This is a genomic window from Methylopila sp. 73B (assembly GCF_000526315.1).
In the GTDB taxonomy this organism is placed as follows: Bacteria; Pseudomonadota; Alphaproteobacteria; order Rhizobiales; family Methylopilaceae; genus Methylopila.
In genome coordinates, this window is record NZ_JAFV01000001.1 from 3,944,073 (window position 1) to 3,965,913 (window position 21,841).

25 protein-coding genes are annotated in these 21,841 nt (G+C 67.1%); 14 read left to right on the forward strand and 11 right to left on the reverse strand.

Annotated features, from left to right (window positions below):
- Nucleotides 1-177: a hypothetical protein gene (locus tag K244_RS23750; RefSeq protein ID WP_020187874.1), complete on the forward strand. Its 177-nt coding sequence runs from the start codon at nucleotides 1-3 to the stop codon at nucleotides 175-177.
- On the opposite strand, the gene K244_RS0118995 is transcribed toward K244_RS23750, so the two are convergent.
- From K244_RS0118995 to K244_RS23755, 3 genes are all read right to left on the reverse strand, one after another.
- On the reverse strand, nucleotides 170-1,825 hold the full coding sequence (locus K244_RS0118995; RefSeq protein ID WP_020187875.1) for a terminase TerL endonuclease subunit: 1,656 nt from the start codon (nucleotides 1,823-1,825) through the stop codon (nucleotides 170-172). The genes K244_RS23750 and K244_RS0118995 overlap by 8 nt on opposite strands.
- 119 nt (nucleotides 1,826-1,944) lie before the next feature.
- Nucleotides 1,945-2,256 (reverse strand): HNH endonuclease signature motif containing protein, encoded by a 312-nt coding sequence (locus K244_RS0119000; protein ID WP_020187876.1) that lies wholly within the window; start codon nucleotides 2,254-2,256, stop codon nucleotides 1,945-1,947.
- 4 nt (nucleotides 2,257-2,260) lie between these two features.
- Complete coding sequence (locus K244_RS23755; RefSeq protein WP_155931855.1) at nucleotides 2,261-3,091, reverse strand: hypothetical protein; 831 nt, start codon at nucleotides 3,089-3,091, stop codon at nucleotides 2,261-2,263.
- 729 nt (nucleotides 3,092-3,820) lie between these two features.
- On the opposite strand from K244_RS23755, the gene K244_RS0119020 reads away from it, so the two are divergent.
- The 4 genes from K244_RS0119020 to K244_RS0119035 are packed head-to-tail and all read left to right on the forward strand — an operon-like array spanning nucleotide 3,821 to nucleotide 6,953.
- Nucleotides 3,821-4,132, forward strand: coding sequence for a co-chaperone GroES (locus K244_RS0119020; protein ID WP_024816616.1), 312 nt, complete (start codon nucleotides 3,821-3,823; stop codon nucleotides 4,130-4,132).
- A 53-nt stretch (nucleotides 4,133-4,185) separates the two neighbouring features.
- On the forward strand, nucleotides 4,186-5,805 hold the full coding sequence (gene groL, locus K244_RS0119025) for a chaperonin GroEL (protein ID WP_020187881.1): 1,620 nt from the start codon (nucleotides 4,186-4,188) through the stop codon (nucleotides 5,803-5,805).
- Nucleotides 5,806-5,860: 55 nt separating this feature from the next.
- Nucleotides 5,861-6,049, forward strand: coding sequence for a hypothetical protein (locus K244_RS0119030; RefSeq protein WP_020187882.1), 189 nt, complete (start codon nucleotides 5,861-5,863; stop codon nucleotides 6,047-6,049).
- 10 nt (nucleotides 6,050-6,059) lie between these two features.
- Nucleotides 6,060-6,953 (forward strand): transglutaminase family protein, encoded by an 894-nt coding sequence (locus tag K244_RS0119035; protein ID WP_020187883.1) that lies wholly within the window; start codon nucleotides 6,060-6,062, stop codon nucleotides 6,951-6,953.
- Here the strand turns inward: K244_RS0119035 and K244_RS0119040 are convergent.
- Entirely contained in the window at nucleotides 6,950-7,189 is a 240-nt protein-coding gene (locus K244_RS0119040) for a hypothetical protein (protein ID WP_020187884.1), read from the reverse strand. The two genes, K244_RS0119035 and K244_RS0119040, sit on opposite strands and share 4 nt — an antisense overlap.
- A 295-nt stretch (nucleotides 7,190-7,484) precedes the next feature.
- On the opposite strand from K244_RS0119040, the gene K244_RS0119045 reads away from it, so the two are divergent.
- The 5 genes from K244_RS0119045 (at nucleotide 7,485) to K244_RS0119065 (ending at nucleotide 10,452) form a co-directional block, all read left to right on the forward strand.
- Nucleotides 7,485-7,697, forward strand: coding sequence for a cold-shock protein (locus K244_RS0119045; protein ID WP_020187885.1), 213 nt, complete (start codon nucleotides 7,485-7,487; stop codon nucleotides 7,695-7,697).
- A 205-nt stretch (nucleotides 7,698-7,902) separates the two neighbouring features.
- On the forward strand, nucleotides 7,903-8,040 hold the full coding sequence (locus tag K244_RS24005) for a hypothetical protein (protein WP_020187886.1): 138 nt from the start codon (nucleotides 7,903-7,905) through the stop codon (nucleotides 8,038-8,040).
- A 9-nt stretch (nucleotides 8,041-8,049) separates the two neighbouring features.
- Nucleotides 8,050-8,322, forward strand: a complete 273-nt coding sequence (locus K244_RS0119055; protein ID WP_020187887.1) for a hypothetical protein — start codon at nucleotides 8,050-8,052, stop codon at nucleotides 8,320-8,322.
- A gap of 200 nt (nucleotides 8,323-8,522) precedes the next feature.
- On the forward strand, nucleotides 8,523-8,747 hold the full coding sequence (locus tag K244_RS0119060) for an alkylphosphonate utilization protein (protein ID WP_020187888.1): 225 nt from the start codon (nucleotides 8,523-8,525) through the stop codon (nucleotides 8,745-8,747).
- A gap of 148 nt (nucleotides 8,748-8,895) precedes the next feature.
- Nucleotides 8,896-10,452, forward strand: coding sequence for a polysaccharide pyruvyl transferase family protein (locus K244_RS0119065; protein WP_020187889.1), 1,557 nt, complete (start codon nucleotides 8,896-8,898; stop codon nucleotides 10,450-10,452).
- Nucleotides 10,453-10,500: 48 nt separating this feature from the next.
- Here the strand turns inward: K244_RS0119065 and K244_RS0119070 are convergent, their stop codons facing one another.
- The gene (locus K244_RS0119070; RefSeq protein WP_020187890.1) at nucleotides 10,501-11,769 is read right to left on the reverse strand and encodes a polysaccharide pyruvyl transferase family protein; all 1,269 of its coding nucleotides are present in this window, start codon (nucleotides 11,767-11,769) and stop codon (nucleotides 10,501-10,503) included.
- A gap of 293 nt (nucleotides 11,770-12,062) precedes the next feature.
- Between K244_RS0119070 and K244_RS23765 the strand changes: the two genes are divergently transcribed.
- On the forward strand, nucleotides 12,063-12,824 hold the full coding sequence (locus K244_RS23765) for a sulfotransferase domain-containing protein (RefSeq protein ID WP_346430356.1): 762 nt from the start codon (nucleotides 12,063-12,065) through the stop codon (nucleotides 12,822-12,824).
- 73 nt (nucleotides 12,825-12,897) lie between these two features.
- Here the strand turns inward: K244_RS23765 and K244_RS0119085 are convergent, their stop codons facing one another.
- The 3 genes from K244_RS0119085 to K244_RS0119090 form a co-directional block, all read right to left on the reverse strand.
- Nucleotides 12,898-13,257 (reverse strand): hypothetical protein, encoded by a 360-nt coding sequence (locus tag K244_RS0119085; protein WP_020187893.1) that lies wholly within the window; start codon nucleotides 13,255-13,257, stop codon nucleotides 12,898-12,900.
- A 468-nt stretch (nucleotides 13,258-13,725) separates the two neighbouring features.
- Nucleotides 13,726-14,142 (reverse strand): hypothetical protein, encoded by a 417-nt coding sequence (locus K244_RS23770; protein WP_155931859.1) that lies wholly within the window; start codon nucleotides 14,140-14,142, stop codon nucleotides 13,726-13,728.
- Between the two features lie 180 nt (nucleotides 14,143-14,322).
- Nucleotides 14,323-14,835, reverse strand: a complete 513-nt coding sequence (locus K244_RS0119090; RefSeq protein ID WP_020187894.1) for a helix-turn-helix domain-containing protein — start codon at nucleotides 14,833-14,835, stop codon at nucleotides 14,323-14,325.
- Between the two features lie 330 nt (nucleotides 14,836-15,165).
- Between K244_RS0119090 and K244_RS0119095 the strand changes: the two genes are divergently transcribed.
- A complete protein-coding gene (locus tag K244_RS0119095; protein ID WP_020187895.1) occupies nucleotides 15,166-16,275 on the forward strand; it encodes a GGDEF domain-containing protein in 1,110 nt (369 codons plus the stop codon).
- Between the two features lie 16 nt (nucleotides 16,276-16,291).
- Here K244_RS0119095 and K244_RS0119100 read toward each other — a convergent pair whose 3' ends face one another.
- Complete coding sequence (locus tag K244_RS0119100) at nucleotides 16,292-16,618, reverse strand: MliC family protein (RefSeq protein ID WP_020187896.1); 327 nt, start codon at nucleotides 16,616-16,618, stop codon at nucleotides 16,292-16,294.
- A 161-nt stretch (nucleotides 16,619-16,779) separates the two neighbouring features.
- On the opposite strand from K244_RS0119100, the gene K244_RS0119105 reads away from it, so the two are divergent.
- Nucleotides 16,780-17,532, forward strand: coding sequence for a DUF3750 domain-containing protein (locus K244_RS0119105; protein WP_020187897.1), 753 nt, complete (start codon nucleotides 16,780-16,782; stop codon nucleotides 17,530-17,532).
- 301 nt (nucleotides 17,533-17,833) lie between these two features.
- The gene (locus K244_RS0119110) at nucleotides 17,834-19,078 is read left to right on the forward strand and encodes an MFS transporter (protein WP_020187898.1); all 1,245 of its coding nucleotides are present in this window, start codon (nucleotides 17,834-17,836) and stop codon (nucleotides 19,076-19,078) included.
- Here K244_RS0119110 and K244_RS0119115 read toward each other — a convergent pair.
- Nucleotides 19,057-20,499 (reverse strand): UdgX family uracil-DNA binding protein, encoded by a 1,443-nt coding sequence (locus K244_RS0119115; RefSeq protein WP_020187899.1) that lies wholly within the window; start codon nucleotides 20,497-20,499, stop codon nucleotides 19,057-19,059. The two genes, K244_RS0119110 and K244_RS0119115, sit on opposite strands and share 22 nt — an antisense overlap.
- Nucleotides 20,496-21,740, reverse strand: a complete 1,245-nt coding sequence (locus K244_RS0119120; RefSeq protein WP_024816621.1) for a putative DNA modification/repair radical SAM protein — start codon at nucleotides 21,738-21,740, stop codon at nucleotides 20,496-20,498. The genes K244_RS0119115 and K244_RS0119120 overlap by 4 nt, the downstream gene beginning before the upstream one ends.
- Nucleotides 21,741-21,841 lie beyond the last annotated feature (101 nt).

Sequence of the window (21,841 nt, forward strand, 5' to 3'; positions counted from 1 at the left end):
ATGAGCGAGGATCTTGAGTTCTCTATGCATCGATTGCAGACGGCAATTGAACGTCAGATCGAGCAGCAGGAGGAGACGAACAACGTAATCCGCGCTTTAACGGAAATGCTCGGGCACTCCGTGACCGCGACGAATGACTTGGTCGAGGCGATCAAGACACCCGCCTCGGCTAAATAACCTCTACCATCGGTGTCCAATCCGCTTCTCCGCCATGCCTGGCCGCGACGCTGAGCGCCATGGCGAGCGCCACCAGCCCGTCAATCCGGCCGCGGGAGCGGGCCTTGTCGAGCTTGCGGTTGCCGGCCGGGTCCGCGGTCGCCACGGCGTTCGCGGCGTTCCAGGTCAGCACGGGGTGGCCGCCGTGCCGCAGCCGGCGCTCGGCGATCAGCCGCTCCAGCAGGTCCACCGCCGGCGCCATGTCCTTGTAGCCCTGGCCGAACGGGGCCATCGCGAGATCGAGGCCGGTGTCGGCGAGGGCCTTCTGGAAGGTGTCGATGCGCCAGCGGTCGTAGCCGAGCACGCGCAGGTCGTAGCGGCCCGCGAGATCGGAGACCGTGTGCGCCACGAACGCCGGGTCGATCGTGCGGCCCGGCGTCGTCAGCAGGTGGCTGCCGGTCTTCCACGCCCAATAGGGGACGCGGTCCTCCTCCTCGCGCTCGCGCAGCGCGTCCGCCGGGAGCCAGAAGAACGGCAGCACGTCGAAGGTGCCGTCGTCGTCCGGAAACACCAGCACCAGCGCGGTCAGGTCGCGCACGGCGGACAAATCGAGCCCGGCGTAGCAGAGGCGGCCCGCGAGCCGGTCGGCGTCTACGGCCGCCCCTGAGGCCATCCATTCGCTGGCCGTGAGGAAGTGCCGCTCGGCCGAGACGCGCTGGTTGAGGATCAGGTTGCGGAAGGCCGGCTCCTTCGCCGGCATGCGCCGCGCCTGGCCCGCCTGGCGACGCACCTCGTCGAGCGAGAGGAAGTCGCCGAGCGCGGGGTTCGCCAGCGCCCAGGACGATTCCTCCCACGGGTCCAGCTCGGGCGGGGTTGTGAAGAAGAACAGCCGGAACGAGGGGTCGTCGACCACGCCGGCGCGCACGCGCTGGCCATAGTCGATCAGGTCGGACATGGGCGCGACGTCGGTCGCCGCCTGGGTCGAGATCACCATCATCAGCGGGTCGGTGCGGGCGCCCATGGCGGTGTCGAGAGCGTCGAACAGGTTGCGGTTCGTCGTCTGGCCTAACTCGTCGTAGACCACGAAGGACGGCGACAGGCCGTGCTTGGTGGCGGCGTCGGCGGAGAGCGCCGCGAAGACGCTGCCGGTGGTGAAGTCCTCGAGCTCCTTCGTGAACCGGCGGATGTTGATGCGCGCCGTGAGCGACGGGCTCCGGAGGATCATCGCCACCATCTCGTTGAACAGCTTGCCGGCCTGCTGCCGGTCGTTCGCGGCGGAGTAGACCTCGCCGCGCAGCTCCGCCTCCGGCCCGACGAGGTGGCAGAGGGCGAGCGCCGCGGCGAGGCCGGTCTTGCCGTTCTTGCGGCCCATGGAGAGCACGGCGGTGCGCACCGGCCGGCCGCCGGCCTCGTCGACGGCGTAGACCTCGCCGAGGATCTCCCGCTGCCAGGGGCGGAGCCCGATGCGCTGCCCGGCGAGCTTGCCGGCGGTCACCTCCAGCGTCTCGATGAAGGCGATCACCCGTTCGGCCCGGCTGAGGCCCTCGGCCTCCCACGGCGCGGGCTCGGCGGCCGGCTGCGCGGTCGCGAACAGCTTGCCCTGGCCGAGGACGTCGTCCCGGTCGTGCACCAGCTTGATCGGATTGGCTCCCGGCCCTCGCAGTCCCATGGTGTTCGTCCTGTATTCGCTCGCGCCGGCCTGAAATAAATTTCCGAACTAAGTATATCCGTCTGTCCCACATCGGTCCGGCGGCCCTAGCCTCCGGTCCTCGACCCCGCCCCTCCCTGTCATCCGGAGAAGAATGGGTGCGAGGGGTCGATCGGGAGACCATCCTTCGACGAGCCTTTGAAGCGGACGCCTTTGCCGCCGGCGCGGTCGACTGCGTTCGTCTTGGTGCGATGGCAATCGGCGCACATGGACATCAGGCCGTCGAGAGAAGGGAACGGCTCGCCGCCGGACGCGATGGCGACGATGTGGTCCACGGTGTTCGCCACCGCGACGCGACCGAGCAGCGAGCACGGATGGCACATCGGCGCCGCGTGGAGCTTCGCCGTGCGGAGGCGTTGCCACGTGCTGGTCGAGTAGGGCCAGTCGGCCATGAGGTCACTCCGCGGCGTCGGCGTAGGGAGGGCGGTAGCCCGGCGGGATCGGACGCAGTTCATCGCGTTTGGCGTCCGCTTCGGCCTCGGCCTCGGCCTGCGCGACGAACGAGGCGTCGAACTTCCAGCCGATGCGTCCGATTCCGTTCTCGGTGAAGGTGTCCCTCGGAGGCCAGCGACCGTTCCGGCGGCGATGAGCGTTGGCGACCACGGGCCACCTCGGGTCGTCAGTCGCGATCAAGATCCTTCCCGAAAGCCCCTTGCTCGGGTCGGGCTGACGGGCGGCTTGGGGGGTAAGGGGGGTTCTTTGGTTAGATTCAAGGTTAGTCCGTCCCGCGGGACGGGGTACCCCCGTCTGCCGGGACGGGGTTCCGGGTTCTGACCCCGTCCCGCGGGACGGGGTAGACCCGTCCGCCCGGACGGGGTTCAAGGCCTCAACCCCGTCCGCCTGGACGGGGTCAACCTCCCCAACCCCGTCCCGCGGGACGGGGTCAACGACGTCCAGCGCGACGGGGTCGACGGTCGCAACCCCGTCCGCCGGGACGGGGTTCACCCCTTCCGGGAGCCGGAGGGCATAGCTGTTCGACCGGTGGACCCCACGTCCCCGCGCCAGCCAGCCGCCCCGTTCGAGCGTCGCGATCGCCTTCTCGACGGGCCGCACCGTCAGCCCAACGCCGGCGGCGATCGTGCTAACGGCGGGATCGCAGCGGCCGGTCTGGCGATTGACGTGAAGGCCGATGCGGACAGCCACGTTCTTCGCCGTTGCCGACAGCCCATCCGAGGCCAGTACGGCGCCGATCCAGGCGTCACGATCGACGAGCCGGACCGCGGTCATCGGCCCGCCTCCAACTCGCTCGCGAGATCGTGGAGGCGCTCCGCGAGCGTCTCCCGAGCGATCAGAAACCGCTCGGGGTCGAGCCGATCAGGCGAGATCCGGATGAGCTGACGAGCGATCGAGCGAAGCTCGTCCGAGGCCGCGGACGGCTGAGCCAATCGGCCAGAAAGCCCTTTCCGATCAGTGGGGCGGGGGAGGGCGGGTAGACGCCCGAAGTCGTTGACGAGCCGGGGAAAAGCCGCTTCCCTCGGCTCCACCACCTCCCGAACGTAAGTCCCAACGCCGTCGTCGCAATTTTAACGCCTTGGCGCTTGCTCGGTCGAGGCCGTGGCTTCGCGGTGGGACGGCGATCGTTCGATCGGCGCTTCGTCCGCACGCCCGGTCGCCGGGCGCGCGGGAGCGACGTCGACGCGGCTGGCGACGACGCTGAGGAGTGCGGCCATCGGCGCGGCGGGCTGCATGACGAGCTATAGCGCTGGAAAGTAGCGCGACGTCTTTTGGTCGCCGTCAGCGCCTGTCGCCGTAAGATCGGCGGCGTCCTCATGATGCGAAACCGTCCGATCTTCGGCCCCGTTTCTCGGCCATGCCGACCGACAGCTCCGGACGGCGTGACGTCGGGCGCCCTCACGACGGGAGCTTATTTCGCGGCCGCCGTATCAATCTGGCGAGAACCCGCCCATATAGAAGTCTGACGCGCTCATGCGCGTCCAGCCCGAAAGGGGCCCCTCCATGACATTCCGCCCTCTTCATGATCGGGTCGCCGTCCGGCGCCTCGAAGGCGACGCGACGTCCAAGGGCGGGATCATCATCCCGGACACGGTCAAGGAGAAGCCCCAAGAGGGCGAGGTCGTCGCCGTCGGTCCCGGGGCGCGCGACGAGCGCGGCGGGCGCCTTCCCCTCGACGTCCGCGTCGGCGACGTCGTTCTATTCGGCAAATGGTCGGGCACGGAAGTGCGTATCGACCACGTCGATCTCCTCATCATGAAGGAGGGCGACCTCATCGCCGTCCTCGACAAGGTCCCGCTCGCGCAGGCGGCCTGACCGCTTCCCTGCTTTTTCGCATTCGCCGTCTTCCTTTTCAGAAAGCCCTCCTCATGACCGCCAAGACCGTCATCTTTTCGAACGAAGCCCGCGACCGCATGCTGCGCGGCGTCGAGATCCTGACCGACGCCGTCAAGGTGACTCTCGGCCCGAAGGGGCGGAACGTCATCATCGACCGCGCCTACGGCGCGCCGCGCATCACCAAGGACGGCGTCACCGTCGCCAAGGAGATCGAGCTTCTCGACAAGTTCGAGAACATGGGCGCCCAGCTGCTGCGCGAGGTGGCCTCGAAGACCAACGACCTCGCCGGCGACGGCACCACGACCGCGACAGTGCTCGCGGCCTCCATCCTCCGCGAGGGCTCCAAGCTGGTGGCGGCCGGCATGAACCCGATGGATCTGAAGCGCGGCGTCGACATGGCGGTGATCGCCGTGGTCAAGGACATCGAAGCCCGCGCCCGGAAGGTCGTGTCGTCCGAGGAAATCGCCCAGGTCGGCACCATCGCCGCCAACGGCGACGCGTCGGTCGGCGCGATGATCGCCGAGGCGATGACCAAGGTCGGCAACGAGGGCGTGATCACGGTCGAGGAGGCCAAGAGCGCCGAGACCGAACTCGACGTGGTCGAGGGCATGCAGTTCGACCGCGGCTACCTCAGCCCGTACTTCGTCACCAACCCCGAGAAGATGTCGGTCGAGCTTGAAGACCCCTACATCCTCATCCACGAGAAGAAGCTGACCGGGCTTCAGGCGCTGCTGCCGCTGCTCGAGGCCGTGGTCCAGAGCGGGAAGCCGCTGCTGATCGTCTCCGAGGACGTCGAAGGCGAGGCGCTCGCGACCCTGGTCGTGAACAAGCTCCGCGGCGGCCTGAAGGTCGCGGCGGTGAAGGCCCCCGGCTTCGGCGACCGCCGCAAGGCGATGCTCGAAGACATCGCGACGCTGACGCGCGGTCAGGTCGTCAGCGAGGATCTCGGCGTGAAGCTCGAGAACGTCACGATCGAGATGCTCGGCCGCGCCAAGCGCGTTCGCATCGACAAGGACACCACAACGATCGTCGACGGCGCGGGCGACAGCGAGGCGATCCAGGCGCGGATCGCGCAGCTCAAGGGGCAGATCGAAGAAACCACCTCGGACTACGACAAGGAGAAGCTGCAGGAGCGGCTCGCCAAGCTTGCGGGCGGCGTTGCTGTCATCCGCGTGGGCGGGGCGACCGAGGTCGAGGTCAAGGAAAAGAAGGACCGCATCGACGACGCGCTGAACGCGACGCGCGCCGCGGTTCAGGAAGGCGTCGTTCCCGGCGGCGGCGTGGCGCTGCTGCGCGCCAAGAAGGCGCTGGCGCAGGTGACCTCCGACAACGCCGACGTGAAGGCGGGCATCTCCATCGTGCTGCGCGCGCTCGAGGCGCCGATCCGGCAGATCGCCGAAAACGCCGGCGCGGAAGGCTCGATCGTGATCGGCAAACTGCTGCAGTCGGACGATCCCGACGCCGGCTTCGACGCCCAGACCGACGCCTACGTCAACATGATCTCCGCCGGCATCATCGACCCCGCGAAGGTGGTCCGCACCGCGTTGCAGGATGCGGGCTCGGTCGCGGCGCTGCTCATCACCACGGAAGCCATGATCGCCAGCGTCGCGGACGCCGGCGGCGCGTCCGGTCCGGGCGACATGGGCTACTGACGCCCGACGACACCTGGACCCCGGCCGCGCCGCGGCATGACGGAAGGCGATCCTCTTGGCGAAGCTGATTGAAGTGAAAAGTCTGGGCGGCACGAACTTCGTCCGCCCGGACCGCGTGATAGCCATCCAGACGTCGGCGACGGGATCCACCGTCATCGTCTTGGAGGGCGGCGCGGTGGTGAACTCCTCGGAAACGACGCTCGCGGTCGCGGCCCGTCTGAGGGCGGCCGAGGACGAGCAGTAAGGGAACAAGCGTGGCCCCGACCGCGATCACGATCCGGCACCGGACGATCTACCGGTACAGGACGCCCGTCCGGCTGCAGCCCCATCGGCTGGTGCTGAGGCCGCGGGAGAGCCGCGAACTCCGGCTGGTCGGCGCGGAGCTCGCGCTGACCCCGGAGGCCTCGGTCACCTGGGCGCACGACGTCTTCGGCAATGCGGTCGCGACCGCGAGCTTCGCAAGCCCGGCCGACGAGCTCCGGATCGACAGCGTGTCGCGGATCGAGCTGGACGCGCCGGCCTGGCCGGTGTTTTCCATCGCCGCTTCGGCGGTCGCCTACCCCTTTCCCTATTCCGGCGACGAGCGGACCGACCTCGGATCGTTGACGCTCAACCAGCACCTCGACGTCGAAGGGCGCCTGCGCGCCTGGGCGCGGGGCTTCGTGATGGGGGACCGGACCGACACGCTGTCGCTGCTGAAGGACCTCAACGTCGGCGTCTGGAGCGGCGTGGTCTATGAGATCCGCGAAGACGAGGGCACGCAGACGCCAGTCGAGACGCTGAGCCGCCGGCGCGGCTCCTGCCGCGATCTCGCCACGCTGTTCGCCGAGGCGACCCGCAGCCTGGGCTTCGGCGCCCGGGTCGTCTCCGGTTACCTCTACGATCCGGGGCAAGGGCTGACCGGCTCGGCCGGCGCCGGGTCCACCCACGCCTGGGCCGAGGTCTATCTGCCGGGCGCGGGGTGGATCACCTTCGACCCGACAAACCGGAGCGTGGGAAGCGCCAACCTGATCCCCGTCGCCGTCGCGCGCGACATCCGGCAGATCATGCCGGTGTCCGGCAGTTATCTCGGCGCGGGCGACGCCTTCTCGGACATGGCGGTGACGGTCTCCGTCTCGGGCGACGCGTCCGCAACGTCAGGCGCCTAGGGCTTGGTCTCTCCGGATTCCCGACGGCACACGCCGCGGGTGTGCGTCTCGATGGCGGCCAACGCCTCGTCGAGCGACGGGAAGGGACCGCAGCGCATGCCCGTCATGGTCATGCGCGCGTTGCCGTCCGGTTCAATCAGAAGCGCGCCCGTGTCCGTCACGCGGATCACGCCCATCGGGCGGCCGAGCAGATCGGTCAGCAACCACTCATCCCGGCCATCGACCGGCTTCACCATAACGTCCAAGGGCGTTCCTAAAGTGGGGCCGCCAAGCCGTGCTCGGGGCTTGACGATCGAGGACGAGAACCACACGGCTAAGCCGCATGGTCGACCTTACGAAAATTAGCAAAGTCGGTCCTTGTAAAAATTGCGTCGTAGGCGCATTTTCGAAATGTTGCTTCAAAAACGTAGGATTTGGACGCCGTCGACTATAGAATGATGTGCGTCGGGTTCTATCGTTTCGGCAACAAAATCAGCCGTGGTCAATCTGCGGGTCGGCCCGGGTATTGTTTTTATTGGAAGAGGAATTCCCATGTCTTCGGGAACAGTGAAGTGGTTCAATGCGCAAAAGGGCTTCGGCTTTATCGCGCCGGATGACGGCGGCGCCGACGCTTTCGTGCACATCAGCGCCATGGAACGCGCCGGCATCTCCGATCTCCAGGAGGGCCAGAAGATCAACTACGAACTCGTGGCCGATCGCAAGAGCGGCAAGATGACCGCGGACAAGCTGCAGATTCCGCGCTGATCGCGCCTCCCGATTGATCGGGAGTTGAGGCCGCCGCCAAGGCGCCTCGTCGGCATGCCGACCCATAGGTCGGCGCATTCCGAGCGTCGCGCGCTGGCGCCGCGCCTAAAGAGCCGCTCAGCGGCTGCGCCCCGTCGTCTTTCAAGGCGGCGGGGTTTTTGATGTCCGGTCCGCAACCGCGGCCGGTCCTCCGGGAGCGAAGCTCATGGCCAAAGCACAAAAGCGCGGCAACAAGGAAGCCAAGAAGCCCAAGAAGGTGAAGGAGCCCGTCGCCGCTCCGACGATGCTCACGCGGGGGATCTCGGCCTCGGCCGGAAAGGCCGAAAAGCCGAAGAAGTCCTGAGGCGAAGGCGTGTCCACGCGCACCACCGAGACGACCGTCACGTTCGGCCATCCGTTCCGGCTAGCCGCGATCGACGACGCCCAGCCGGCCGGGACCTACCGGGTCGTCGTCGACGAGGAGGAGATTCTGGGGCTGTCGTTCCTCGCCTACCGCCGCACTGCGACCACGCTGGAGACGCCGGCGATCGCCGTGCGCGGCGGTCCCCACGCCTTCCACCACGTCGATCCCGCCGACCTCGACGCTGCGCTGAAGGCGGACGGCAACGCCCTGCGCTCGGTCTGAGCCGCCGCCTCGCAAGGGGGGCGACGCGGCGGAGCGGGACGGGCTTGCGAGCGCCCGTCCGTCGCAGGCGCCGTCCGGCGGCGTTGCGGCGAACCGCCGCCCACCGGCGCTGAGGCGTCCGTCGCTCCAAGCCTTTTCTCCGCCGCTCCGGCGTGGTCTGCCTGCCGCAGTGACGAATCGGACATGAGGAAACGCCGCCGATGAGCGACGAGGACATCACGCGCGACTGCAACGGCGCGGCGCTTCAGGACGGCGACAGCGTGACGCTGATCAAGGATCTGAAGGTCAAGGGAACGTCCGAGACGCTCAAGCGCGGGACGCTCGTCAAGGCCATCCGCCTGACCGGCGACCCCGCGCAGGTCGAGTGCAACACCAAGCAGGTGAAGGGACTGGTGCTGCGCACCGAGTTTCTGAAGAAGGCGTAACCGGTCAGTTTGCCCTGAACGGGACGCAGGCGGAGCGCCGCGGCTCAGCGAAAGGGCTTCCGGCGCGGCGGGATTTGCGGCTACACACCCAGGGTGAGCCGGTCGTTGCGTGTCGGCGTGCGCCCGCTGCGTGCGGACGAGGAGTACGATGGCGGAAGGACTTGAGGCGCAGGCGCGGTTCGCAAGCCGGTTCGTGCGACGCGGGCTGCATGTGCTGGACCTCGGCGGTGAGCCGGCGGCGATCGAGGCGCATCTCAGACCGAGCTCTTGGGACAGTCGCGACGTCGTCGAGTTCGAATCCACGGTTCCGCGGCGCAACTTCGCTCGCCTCGAACTGCCGGCGGCGGACCTGATCACGGCGTTTGGCGTGTTCGGCTCCGTGCGCGACGACAAGGGGCTGCTGCGGCGGTTGGCCAAGGCCCAGACCCCCGTCCTCGCCTCGACGCCGGCGCCGCGCAGCGGCGACAATGTCGGGCGCTCGGCCGCGGTCGCGGCGTTCGAGAACGCCGCCGCATTAGCTGGTTTCAATGTGTTCTGGCGCTTCTTCCAGGCCGACAGCGCGCTGTACCTGCTTGTTCCGAAAGGCGCGGACGGCGCGGCCGTTTCCGACGTGGGCTATCGCAGCGCCGCCGACGTGGTCACCCTAGCGTCGCCCGCCGACCGCCCGGCGCTCCTCGTCGCGGGTTTCTTCGGCCGCGGAAACTGCGGCGACGAAGCGCTGTTCCAAGTGATCTACGAGGAGTTCGCGCGCGACTACGACGTGATCGTGAGCCTCGACGAGCACGGCGCCGCCGAGGGCTATTGGAACTGGTACCCCTACGAGCGCTGCAAGCGGATCCATCAGGGCAATCTGGCTGATCCCGCCCGGACGGCGCGCGCCATGATCGTCGGCGGCGGCGGGCTGCCGATCGGCTTCGTGGCGGATCAGGTCATCGCCGCGCGCTCGGCCGGCATTCCCATCGCGTTCGCCGGCACCGACCTGCCCGCGAGCCGGTTTCACCGGGGACCCGCCGCCGACGCCGCTCTGCAGAGCTACATCAGGCTGTTCAACGTGGTCGCGCTGCGCTCGGCCGCCGCGGTCGAGCAGGCTCACCTGGCCAAACGCCAGGTGACCTACGGCGCGGATTGGGCGCTGCGTCTCGTCACCGACAAGGCGACGGACGTCACGATGAACGAGCGCCGGGCGCTCGTGACCTTGCGGGAGTTTCCGCTGCAGGTCGTGTCGTATCAATACGTGCGTGAGGTCGAGCGGCTGATCGGCGAACTGGCGGCGAGCGGCTATGAACCGACGCTGATGCCCTTCTGCGCGGAGGACGACAAGTTCGCCGCCGACCTCGGCCTCGATCGCCTGGCGCCGAGCGAAAGACACTGGTGGAACTCGCGCCGGGTGAAGCAGTTCATCGCCTCGAGCGGTCTGATGATCAGCGTCGGCCGCCTCCATCCGACCATCTTCGCGGCGACCACCCGCACGCCGGTGATGCAGATCTGCCCGCCGCTGGTCGAGGGCCAGGATCCCGGCTCCTTCGCCAAGATCGCCGCGATGGCGGCCGAACTGGACATCGACTACCTGCCAGGCGTCGACGCCGCGATGGCCGTCATCTCGGGCGGCCGCGCCCGGCCGTCCGGCAAGGTCGCGCTGCGCGAAGGCCAGAGGCGCCTCGAGACGATGATCTCCACGATCCGCCGCGCCTTCGACCGCGGTTGAACGAAACGGCGCGCAAGGCGCGCCGTCGTCTCAGGGCTGCGTCCGAGATCAGGCGGCGTCGGAACGCTCTGTTGTCTCCCCGCCCTTGGCGGCCTGTTCGTCCGCCTTCGCCCGGATGCGCTCCTGCCGCTTGGCTTCGCGCTTGGCTTCACGTGCGGCCGCACGCTCCGGAGAGTCCGGTCCCTTGACCGGCTTCGGAAGAGGAGCGGCGCCTGGGGCCGCCGCCGCCCCGAATGAGGGGACCGCCGCGGCGCCAGCGCGCCAGCTCTTATCGACCTCAGCGTCGCCGCGCGCCGTCTTCAGCACCAGATCGAACTGCTGTTTCAGGCGCTCGTAGTAATCTGGCGCGAAGTCGATGGCCTTGACGCGGCTGTTGAAGTCGTCGCCGTACTCCGCGATCATGTCGTCGACGGAGTAGTAGAACGGCAGGCCGACCTCCTCACAGAAGAACACGTTCTTCCGGTTCAGGATGTGCTTGCCGTCGACCATGATCTTGGGGTCGATCGCAAGCGTCGGAACCTGCGACGTCATCGACATGATCAGCGTGTGGAGACGTCCGACGCTGACGACGACGTCAGCCGCGCCGATCAGGCCCTTCACCTGGCGGGGGTCATGCCAGCACAGCTCGGTGTTGTCCGCGTTCGCGGTGGGGAAGAATTTCATGAAGCGCTGGTCGTCGGGGGCGAAGGGCAGGTAGCGCACCCTGTGGCCCTGGCGCTCCAGATAGGCGTGCAGACGGTTGACGGCCTCGATGTGCTCCTGGTCCGGAGTGCCGAAGTTGCGCAGGGTGACCAACGCCCCGCCGCGCTTGTGCTCCGGCGGCTCGATCGATTTCAGGCCAAGCGCCCAGTCCGCCCCGTGGTGCACGCCGACGCCGGCCTTCCGCAGGTTGAAGATCGACTTGGTGGTGCGGACGGAGAACAGGTCGAGCCGGTTGTAGATGTCGAAGCGGATGTGGTCGCGGCCCAGCGCCGACTTCACCGAGGAGTCGACGCCCGTGATCATGGTGCGCTTCTGCGCGTCGAGGGCGGACATCAGGAACTGACCGGAGAAACCGAACGGCAGCGAGCCGCCGCCGATGTGAAGCGCGGCGACGTCCGAGCCATAGACCCGCGGCACGTCGTCGTAATTGATGATCTCGCACTGGTTGTAGGGCTCCCAGCTCTGGAAGCCTTCGTAGGCGTTCTTGTGTTCGATCGGCACGATGATGTGAAAGTCGTCCTTCAGCAGATCGTGCTGCACATGGAGGAAGGCCTCGTCGCCGGCGTTGCCGCGCGCGAAGAAACCCAGCAGGACGACCGAAGGCTTGCTCGACATTGACGTCTCCATGTTGCGGGCCGCTAGGCGCGCAATTTCGCTGCGCCCCGGCCTCCGCCGTCTGGACGCGGCGCGGACCCTACCGCAGCGCGGGAGGGTTCGCTACATGCGGCGCGCCCTCAATGTGTTCGGGGATTGAACGCGCGCCTGAACTCGGCTTGGCTGCGGCGGTCGCCGCCAAGCGGTCGGACAAGGGTAGAATTGGCTTGGCCGCTTTTGCGTCTCTGACGGCTCGAATCCGTTCGCTGCATGTGTTCGCTGTGAGATTTGGCCCTCAAACGGGGTAATGAGTGATGCTTTACGTCTGCTTCGGCATGGAAAAAGGCGGCTCAACCTACACCTATTATTTGACGCAAGCGCTCTTCGAGTCACTGGGGCATCCGCATGTCCAATTGTCGCCCGAGCATCGAGGCGATGCCAAAGAGCAGGGCGGGGCCGTCAACAATGTGCGGGATTGGCAGCATGGGGTCGTTCGAGCGATCCGCCTTGCGGCCCCGTCGAAGGCGCTGGTGACCCTCCGGACGCATGCGTCCCCTTCGGACTCCATTCTTAGGATGCTGTCGAAGGGCAAGGCCAAACTCAGCGTCGCAATCAGGGATCCGCGTGATCTAGCGCTCTCCCTGATGGATGTCGCCACGCGTCGCCAAGCCCTTGGGAGGCCGTTCTTGCAAGACATGCGGCCGAACAATCTTACGAGCAGCTTCTCGGTGATCGAGGCCAACATCGCGCGCGTGGCGGAGTGGACGTCGGCGCCGGACGCTCTGCTTCTCTACTACGAGGAGACGGCGTTCTCGCCGGCGCTCACCATCGAAAAGATCTGTCGCCATCTCCAACTGGAGCCGCCGAAGGGCGGCGTCGAAGCGATCACGCTGAAAGCGGCGTCCTGGCCGAACGGAAAACGCAACGTCGCGCATCCGCACCGGCACCGGCACGAAATGTCCGCACAAGACCAGGAGATCATCCTCGATCGCTTCTCGGATTTCTACGCGCGATATTTCCCCGATGCCCGTGTCGTGACCGAGGACAACCAAGGGACCGTGGATGCCGACGGTTGACCGATTGCCCTCCTCGGCCGGACTGCCAAGATTGCGGGCGCACAGCGCCGTACCGCACAAAATTAGTCGGCTTTCATATCTTTCGTGGTCCGAGGGCCGGGCTGTCGGAGGCGCTGCGCTCGGGCCTCTCCAGCGTGCGCCGGGCAAGGCGCTCCTTTCGTATCACGGCATAGGCGGCTTTGCGCTCTTCGATCCTGACTTCGCGGCTCTGCAACCTTGCAGCATAGGCGGCAGCTTGCTCGGCGGCGCGATCGCGCATGATCCGCTCGAGCGCGTTCGCCTTATCCGCCCCGCCGAGCCCTCTGTCGAGTGACAGCGCCTCAACATAATCTGCAATTAGATTCTCATCGGTAACTCCCGTTGTGCAGAAGTACCGTTCGAATGCCCTCATGTTCAGTTTGAGGATGTGAGGCACGAATATGCCGCTGGTCACTTCCAAATCGATGGGAGAAGCACTCCATTACGATCTCGTATGGTGGAAAATAAAAACTCTATCGTCATTTGGAGATACGTCGCGATAGAAGCGATCTAAGGCTGCACGGAGAATGGCCTTTGAAGGGCTGTTCGCCGCGATGCAACTAATAGAGCGAAACGTCGCCGCAAGAGGTATTGGCGAAAGTGTAAATATAATAGAGACGTTAGTGCGATGTTCGCGGATCATCTGATAGATGGCCCGGATATTATCGAGACTCTCTTCGTACTCGGCAATCCGGAATTTATGCCGGGAGGCGTCGAATTTGTCGGCTGGGACCGCGCGCCAAAAAACCTCGCCCGTTGGCTCATCATACCAAATCTCAGATAGCCCGAGCGTAAGTATAAAAACATCACATGGGTTAAATAATTCTTTTGTCCTTAGTCGGATGTCTTCATCATATCCAAATTCTTCAGCTTTATATCCGTGTCATAGCGCAGACTTCGGAATAAAATTATTCCAGGTCCATTCAAATTGATGGCGAAGTGCAAATGTATTGACAATTCCGTCGCCTAATTTTGAAACATAAGCGATTTTATCGATTTTGGTTAGGACTTTGAGCCAAATATTATTGAGATAATTACTGATGTTATCAGCAAAGAAGCTCCCAAAGGCGACGATTTTGTCGTTCGCCGTTATAAATGGAGCGGCGGGCAGCAGGCCATTCAAAACGAACTTGATGAGCCCGTCGGGCTGGTCAATTTGATTCAGTTCAGGGCCGAAATTGGTATGTTCGCCCCGAAAGAAAGAGTAGCCCTTAATTACATGAGCCCCGCCTACAATGGCTTCGAATTTATTATCCTTGGCTATTACGTTCTTCGTAAGGGGTGAGGTCAAATCCGACATTCGTGCTTTCTCCGACGAACGTTTATGTTCAAAGCTATAGGCGCAATGGTTCGCCATCCGAACGCGCGGCGGAATTTCCAAGTCGTTCGATTTGCCGGAATGGCGTCTTGGATCTGCGCGGAGCCGAAGTGCCTCCTCGGTGTATGCAGTCAGAGTAGCTGCATCGTGCCTCGCATGCGGTCAGGTCCTCGCCTTCTTCGCTCTCAGCCCCAATCCTTCGGCGAAGCTGCGGTCGAGCCGCACCAGCGCGCGCCGGGCGATCGCCACATGGCGAAGCTCACGGGGGTCGAGATGCACGTCGAGCGCCTCCCCCTGGGCCGCGACGGCCTCGAGCGCCGCTCGACCCGTCTCGGTGAGGGTCAGGAGCTTCGCCCGCGGCGTCTCCTTGGAACTCGCCTTCTGGATCAGCCCACGGGTGCGGAAGTCGTCGGCGATCTGCTGAAAGCGTTGGCGCGACTGGCCGACTTCGCGGGCGATCGCCGCCGCCTTCCGTCCGGGCGCGGTCGCGATCGCGTTCAGCACGCAGTAGTCCTCGAACGTCAGGCCGTGCGCTTTCAACGTCTCCATTTCCGAGAGATGCGTGGCGATGGCCTTGATCGCGAGAGCGATGTCGACGACGGACTCGAAGAGATTGGCCGTTTCCGCAGCCGTCATGTCGTAGGGCTCGGGGGTCTGGGCGACGGCGTCGGTCATCGAAGTCTTTCAGGCGTTCCGCGAGAGCGAAAATCTACGGCGAAGGCGACCGCGGCGTCGAACGGTTTTGCACGTGCGCCGTGGGCGGATCGGCGATGCGCGTCGGATCCTTACACCAAGCTTGCGGGAAGACGGGCTGTCGTGATCGCCCCATGGGGCGTCGCAGCGGCTCTGAGGCCTTACCGTCCTGCGAACGCCTACAGGTTAGGCTTGAGCGCAGCCGGAATCATGTCCATGGAAGCTGTTCATAGTTAACGGCCGGCAACTCCGGCGAACGGTTCTGGCGGCATGGGACACAAAGGCCTCTTCAGTCTCCCGCGATGGCGGGTCATGCGCTGGCTAACCGAGGCCGGGAAAGACGTGCCGCCCGAGATCCGGCGGGCGTTGATCGCCAGCCTGCACGGCACGCTCCCCATCTTCGCCGGCGGCGTGTTCAACAGCATCCTGATCGCCGGAATCGTCGCCGTGCGGCTGGGGCGACCTCTCTTGATCGCCTGGTTCGTGGCGGAGATCGTGATCGGCGTGGCGCGCCTCGCCGTGCTTGTGATCTCGTTCCGGCGCGCCCAGGCGGGGCAGGGGACGCCCACCGACGTCTATCTGCTGCTGTCGGTGGTCTGGGCGGCGAGCGTCGGTTTAGGCGCGTCGATCTGCGTACTGAGCGGAGACTGGGTCTCCGCGACGGTCGCCTGCATGTCCGCCGCGGCGATGGTCGGGGGCATCTGCTTCCGGAATTTCGCCGCCCCGCGTCTCGTCGCGTTGATGATCGCGCTGAGCCTCGGACCCATCTGCCTGGTGGCGCCGTTCTCCGGCGAACCGGCGATGTTGGCGGCGCTGGTGCAGATCCCATTTTACCTCATCAGCATGCGGCTCGCCGCCTATCGGCTCAATGGTCTTTTGGTCAACACCATGGAGGCGGAGCGCGAGAACGACCGCCGCGCCCGGCACGACGCGCTGACGGGGCTTTCGAACCGAGACGGCCTGACGCAGGCGCTCGACACGGTAGGGCGCGGCGAGCGGCATCGTCTGGCGCTGCTCTATCTGGATCTCGACGGCTTCAAGGCGGTGAACGACACCTATGGCCACACCGCCGGCGATCGGCTTCTGAAGGCGGCCGCGGCGCGGCTAAAGGGCTTGCTCCGCGCGGGCGACGTCGCGGCCCGAATAGGAGGCGACGAGTTCGTCATCATCGCCCGCGATGTCGAGCGGGCGCAGGCGCCGGCCTTCGGCGAGCGGCTGATCCGCGAAGTCGGCGCGCCCTACGACCTCGGGGACGGCATGGCGGTCACGATCGGCGTCAGCGTCGGCGTCGCGCTGACCCCCCATCATGGCGAAGAGTTGCCGGAGCTGCTGCAGGTGGCCGACGCCGCGCTCTATCAGGCCAAGCTTGCGGGCAAGTCGCGTTGCGTGATTGCGACCGACCGGGAGCTCGACTGCGCCTGACCCCGCTCGCCGCCCGTCATGTCGCGAGACATGCGGTCGCCGGGCTTCCTTTCGCCGTCCACGTGGCGGTGTCGCCCCGGCTCCAAAGTTCGAAGCCGTCGGCGGCGTAACCGACGCTGGACGCCCCGCGGAGGCGCGACAGCAGGGCCTTCTCGCCGTCGACCATGGTGACGTCCGCCGCGTCGCCCTGAAACCGCACCGAGAGAAACGAGCCGTCGTTGCAGGCGTAGCGCACGGGATCGGCCGGTTCGGCGAGGGGCGCAGGGCGCGGGGGCGCCTCCGCCGCGCATCCCGAACCGGCCACGGCCGCGAGGGCGACCAAACCCTTGGCGAAGCGACGCATCGCATACTCCCTGCCGCGCATTCGGACCGGAGCCCGATTCGGCGGTCTTATACGCCACATCACGAAGTCGAGCGCGCAGCTCCCGCCCAGCGCCCCGGCCGCCTATGTTCGCGTCGCGTCCGGATCGGACGCGGCCTCCACCTCATTTGCCCCGGGTGCGTATGATTCTTCGATCGATCGGCGTGCTCGCCGGCAGCTTCGTCGTCCTGTTCCTGCTGCCCCTCGGTCTGTCCGCCCTGCTGTACGCGTTTGGGAGCGCGCCGCGCGACTGGCAGGCCGCGGACCGTTCCAGCGCAGGTCTGCTGCCGCCCGCCGCCCAGCAGCCGGAGGCGGTCGTGCGCGTGTTCGCGGCGCGCACGGTGCGCTGGCGCGGGATCTTCGCGTCTCACTGCTGGATCGTGGTGAAGGCGAAGGGCGCGGACGCCTACACGCGGTACGACTACACAGCCTGGGGACAGCCGATCCGGGTCAACGGCTTCGTGGCCGACGGCCGCTGGTTCGGCCGCGCGCCGGAGCTGGTGTTCGCCGCCGACGGCGCTTTGGCGGAGCGGGCCATCCCCAAGATCCGCGAGGCGATAGCGGGCTATGGGTTCGCCGCGATCGGCGATTACCGCGCCTGGCCCGGGCCGAACTCAAACACCTTCGTGGCGGCCGTGATGGCGGCGGTGCCGGAGCTCGACGCCAAACTGCCGACGACCGCGCTGGGGAAAGATTTTCCCTATGACGGACGTTGGGTCGCCCTGACGCCTTCGAAGACGGGCCTGCGCTTCACCGCGGGCGGCTATGGCGGCGTGACGCTCGGCTGGATGGAAGGCCTGGAGATCAACGTCCTCGGCGCGGTGTTCGGGCTGGAGTTTCGAAGCCCTGCGATCAACTTGCCAGGCTTGGGCCGGTTCGGGTTCGATCGCGCGTAAAAGGGCGGATCGTGCGCCCGGGGTGCGATTTTAATAGACGGCGCCTATTAAAAGATGCCGGCCGTCGTTGCGGTGCAGCAGCATGGCGCATCGCAAATGACCGTTATTTGACAGGCAGGTGGCTCAATCTTTGGGCTGTGCGGGAACGCATGACTGCTCTGCAGATCGCTGCGTTGCAGCATGACCAAGACTTCAGTATACCAATGACGTGGCTGGCGCTTGCGCTGGCCTAGCCCTCCTTGGGCGTTTCCTCCCTAGACTTGGGCCGGCTCTGCCGGCCCTTTTTTTTCCGGAGGGCTTCATGTCCGTCTCCGACGCCGCGCTCACGGCGGAACCCCACGCCTACGCCGCCGAGCGCGCTCCAAGCGCGCCTTACGGCGCCCGTCTCGCCCTGACGGCCCTGTCCGTCGGTGGTCTCGCGCTCGGGACCGGCGAATTCGCCGCCATGGGCGTGCTGCCGGACGTTGCGGCGGACGTCGAGGTCTCGATCCCCGCCGCCGGCCACATGATCAGCGCCTATGCGCTGGGCGTCGTGGTCGGCGCGCCGTTGCTCGCCGTGCTGTTCGCCAAGGCGCCGCGGCGCGCGCTGCTGGTCTGGCTGATGCTGTTCTTCGCGCTGGGCAATCTCGCGAGCGCGTTCGCCCCGGGCTATCTCTCGCTCACCGCCGGACGGTTCGTCGCCGGCCTGCCGCACGGCGCCTACTTCGGCGTCGCCGCGCTTGTGGCGGCGTCGCTCGTTGCGCCGAACAAGCGCGCGCAGGCGGTCAGCAACGTCATGCTCGGCCTGAGCGCAGCCAATGTTGTGGGCGTGCCGGCGGCCACCTGGCTCGGGCAGGCCTTCGGCTGGCGCGCGACCTTCATGGCCGTGGCGGCGCTCGGGCTGCTTACGGCGGTGATGGTGCGCGCCTTCCTGCCTGCGATCGCCGCGGCGGAGGGCGCAAGCGCGCGCCGCGAGCTCGGCGCCTTCGCAAAGCCCCAGGTCTGGTTCACGCTCGGCGTGGCGGCGGTCGGCTTCGGCGGCATGTTCGCGGTCTACAGCTACATCTCGCCCACGCTGACGGAGGTGACGGGCCTCCCGGTCAACCTTGTGCCGGTGATGCTCGCCGTCCTCGGCCTCGGCATGATCGCCGGCAACATCGTCGGCGGCATGCTCGCGGACCGCGCGCTCAAGGCCACGATCCTCGGGACGCTGGTCTGGAGCGCGGCGGTGATCGGAGCTTTCGTCTACGGCTCCGCCACGTTGTGGACCGCGACGGTCAACCTGTTCCTGATCGGCACCTGCATCGCGATCGGGCCGGCGCTCCAGACCCGGCTCATGGACGTGGCGGCGGATGCGCAGACCTTGGCCGCCGCGCTCAACCATTCGGCCTTCAACCTCGCCAACGCCATCGGCGCCTGGCTTGGGGGCGTCGCGATCGCGGCCGGCCTCGGCTGGACGGCCCCGGGCTGGGTCGGCGCGGTGCTCGCGCTCGGCGGGCTGGCGCTCGCCCTGACGTCGTTCTGGGTTGAGAAGCGCGACGCCCGTCAGGCCGCTTCCGCAAGATAGCTCGCCGCGAGAGCGAGGTCGTCGACGAAGCGTCGGTACTCCTCCTCCCGGCGCGCCTCGTCCGGCAGGCGCAGCAGATAGGACGGATGCACCGTGACCAGCACGTCCGGCGCGCCGTCGCGGCGGGCGATGCGCCCGCGGTGCTCGCCCACCTTCACCGGCTTCCCGAAGGCCGCCCGCGCGGCGGTGGCGCCCATCGCCACCACGAGCCGAGGCTTCAGGAGCGCAAGTTCGCGCTCGAGCCAGGGGCGACAGGCGTTGATCTCGGTCGGACCGGGCGTCTTGTGCAGCCGGAATTTGCCGCGCGGCTCGAACTTGAAGTGCTTCACCGCATTGGTGACGTAGACCTTGCCGCGTTCGAGGCCGGCCTCCGTCGCCGCCTTGTCGAACAGCGCGCCGGCGGGGCCGACGAACGGCCGGCCGGCGATGTCCTCCTTGTCGCCGGGCTGCTCGCCCACGACGACGATCGTCGCGGAGGGCGGCCCTTCGCCGAACACCGCCTGGGTCGCGGGCTCCCACAGCGGGCAGGCGCGGCAGGCGTCGACCTCCTCATGCAGCGCTTCGAGCGACGTTGGTTCGCCGCGGTCCGGGGAGGCTTCGATCGGCGTCATGCGCTGGCCTTTCTTCGGCGCCGGCGCGGGGGCGGCGACCATGTCGGCCGTCGCCTTCGCCGCCGAAGCGATCAGGGGACGAATGAGCGAAGCCTCCGGAAGGTTGCGCCAGTACTTCCGCGGCATCTCCGCCCGCATGGCGTGGACCTTCAGCCGGGCGGGATTGAAGATGCTGGCGTAGTAGGTCCGCCAAGCGTCCTCCAGAACGTCGCTGTCCGGCGCGTCGGCGCGGCGGCCGCCTTCGCCGAACGCGAGCGTGGAGCCGTCCCAATGGGCGGAGCGCTCCGGCGTCAAGATCGACCAGCGCATGGCCGCGAACCGGCGCATGAAGAACGGCGCGGTCGCCTCGACGATGTGATGCTCCGGCTCGAACCAGGCGACGAACCACGCGCCGTCCTCGCGCGCGACCTCCCGGAAGCGGACGAAGGCGGTCATCTTGTGCCTGTCGCGCCGCACCGCCTTGGCGAGACCGAGCGCGCGCACGACGTCGGGATCGGCGGCGTCCCCCAGGAGGGTTCGGTCGGCGGCGAGCCGCAGCAGCAGCCGGTAGCAGAGGTCAAAGCGGCCGGGGTCGCTGTGCAGCAGCGCGACCTCGGCGAGATCGAGAAAGGCGCGCGGCACGGAGAGCGCGGAGGGGGCGGGCGGCGGCGCCTCCGGCGCGACAGGCGCCGCGAACAGGTCGCGATCCTCGTCGCCTGTGGTCCAGACCACGTCGTGCGGAAGCACGCCTTCGGAGGCCAGCGCGCGTGCGGCCGCGCGCCAGCCGGCGACGTCTGAGGGCCCCGCAAGCGCGATCCGCCGCGGACTCACAGCGCGAGCGCCATCTGCCGCGGCTGGGGAACGAAGCGTTCGATCAGCCGCTCGCTTTCGAGCGTCGCGATCGACGGCGTGTGGTCCGCCAGCTTGAGGAAAGGCAGGGCCTTGGCGAGCGGCGCGCGCATGCGGCGCAGATCCTCGACCCTCAGCATGCGGAACCGGCGGGCGGACAGGATGCGGTCCACCACCGTCTTGCCGAGGCCGGGCGTGCGCAGCAGCTGATCGCGGGAGGCGCGGGCGACGTCGAGCGGGAACTGCTCGCGGTGACGCAGGGCCCAGGCGAGCTTCGGATCGATCGCGAGGTCCAGCATGCCGCCGCCTTCGGTGATCTCGGCCACGTTGAAACCGTAGAACCGCATCAGCCAGTCGGCCTGATAGAGCCGGTGCTCGCGCACCAGCGGCGGCGCGGCCAGCGGCAGGGCGGCGCTCGCGTCCGGGATCGGGCTGAAGGCGGAGAAATAGACCCGCTTCAGCCGGTAGGAGCCGTAGAGGTTCGCGGAGGTCGTCAGGATGGCGCGGTCGTCGGAGGCGTCGGCGCCCACGATCATCTGGGTGCTCTGGCCGGCGGGCGCGAAGCGCGGCGGGCGGGCGCGGCCGACGGCGGTCGGCTCCTTCGCCTCGTCGATCCGCCCGCGCAGATCCGCCATGGTGCGGCGGACGGCGCGCAAATCCTTCTCCGGCGCGAGGCGCTTCAGGCTGGTCTCATCAGGCAGTTCGACGTTGATCGACAGCCGGTCGGCGTAGAGGCCGGCTTCCGCGATCAGCTCGGGCGCGGCGTCCGGAATGGTCTTGAGGTGGATGTAGCCCTTGAAGCCGTGGTCGAGGCGAAGGCTCTTCGCCACCCGCATCACCTGCTCCATCGTGTAGTCCGCGTTGCGGATGACGCCGGACGAGAGGAACAGCCCCTCGATGTAATTGCGCCGGTAGAAGTCGAGCGTGAGCGTCACCGCCTCCTCGACTGTGAACCGCGCGCGCGGCGTGTTGCTGGTGGCGCGATTGACGCAATAGAGGCAATCGAACGCGCAGGCGTTGGTCAGCAGGATCTTAAGAAGCGAGATGCAGCGGCCGTCGGGCGCGTAGGAGTGGCAGATGCCGGCCCCCTCGGTGGAGCCGAGCCCACGCGCCGGCCCGCCCTTCGACCCCGCCGAGTTGCGTTTGTCCGTGCCGCTCGAGGCGCAGGACGCATCGTACTTCGCGGCGTCGGCGAGGATGGCGAGCTTGGCGGTGATGTCCACGGAGTTCTTTCTCTGTTCCATCTGGCTTTCGACAATATGTTCGATATTTGTTCCGATCAAGGGGTGCTCCAGTGAGTCTTTCGCAATTAGGCCGCAGGAGA

Coding starts and splice junctions, on each gene's coding strand:
- K244_RS0119095 (WP_020187895.1), top strand. CDS start 15,166: ATGCGCTGGCTAACCGAGGCCGGGAAAGACGTGCCGCCCGAGATCCGG.
- K244_RS0119090 (WP_020187894.1), bottom strand. CDS start 14,835: ATGACCGACGCCGTCGCCCAGACCCCCGAGCCCTACGACATGACGGCT.
- K244_RS0119100 (WP_020187896.1), bottom strand. CDS start 16,618: ATGCGTCGCTTCGCCAAGGGTTTGGTCGCCCTCGCGGCCGTGGCCGGT.
- groL (WP_020187881.1), top strand. CDS start 4,186: ATGACCGCCAAGACCGTCATCTTTTCGAACGAAGCCCGCGACCGCATG.
- K244_RS0119105 (WP_020187897.1), top strand. CDS start 16,780: ATGATTCTTCGATCGATCGGCGTGCTCGCCGGCAGCTTCGTCGTCCTG.
- K244_RS0119040 (WP_020187884.1), bottom strand. CDS start 7,189: ATGGTGAAGCCGGTCGATGGCCGGGATGAGTGGTTGCTGACCGATCTG.
- K244_RS0119070 (WP_020187890.1), bottom strand. CDS start 11,769: ATGTCGAGCAAGCCTTCGGTCGTCCTGCTGGGTTTCTTCGCGCGCGGC.
- K244_RS24005 (WP_020187886.1), top strand. CDS start 7,903: ATGGCCAAAGCACAAAAGCGCGGCAACAAGGAAGCCAAGAAGCCCAAG.
- K244_RS23765 (WP_346430356.1), top strand. CDS start 12,063: ATGCTTTACGTCTGCTTCGGCATGGAAAAAGGCGGCTCAACCTACACC.
- K244_RS23755 (WP_155931855.1), bottom strand. CDS start 3,091: ATGACCGCGGTCCGGCTCGTCGATCGTGACGCCTGGATCGGCGCCGTA.
- K244_RS0119000 (WP_020187876.1), bottom strand. CDS start 2,256: ATGGCCGACTGGCCCTACTCGACCAGCACGTGGCAACGCCTCCGCACG.
- K244_RS23750 (WP_020187874.1), top strand. CDS start 1: ATGAGCGAGGATCTTGAGTTCTCTATGCATCGATTGCAGACGGCAATT.
- K244_RS0119020 (WP_024816616.1), top strand. CDS start 3,821: ATGACATTCCGCCCTCTTCATGATCGGGTCGCCGTCCGGCGCCTCGAA.
- K244_RS0119110 (WP_020187898.1), top strand. CDS start 17,834: ATGTCCGTCTCCGACGCCGCGCTCACGGCGGAACCCCACGCCTACGCC.
- K244_RS0119045 (WP_020187885.1), top strand. CDS start 7,485: ATGTCTTCGGGAACAGTGAAGTGGTTCAATGCGCAAAAGGGCTTCGGC.
- K244_RS0119060 (WP_020187888.1), top strand. CDS start 8,523: ATGAGCGACGAGGACATCACGCGCGACTGCAACGGCGCGGCGCTTCAG.
- K244_RS0119065 (WP_020187889.1), top strand. CDS start 8,896: ATGGCGGAAGGACTTGAGGCGCAGGCGCGGTTCGCAAGCCGGTTCGTG.
- K244_RS23770 (WP_155931859.1), bottom strand. CDS start 14,142: ATGTCGGATTTGACCTCACCCCTTACGAAGAACGTAATAGCCAAGGAT.
- K244_RS0118995 (WP_020187875.1), bottom strand. CDS start 1,825: ATGGGACTGCGAGGGCCGGGAGCCAATCCGATCAAGCTGGTGCACGAC.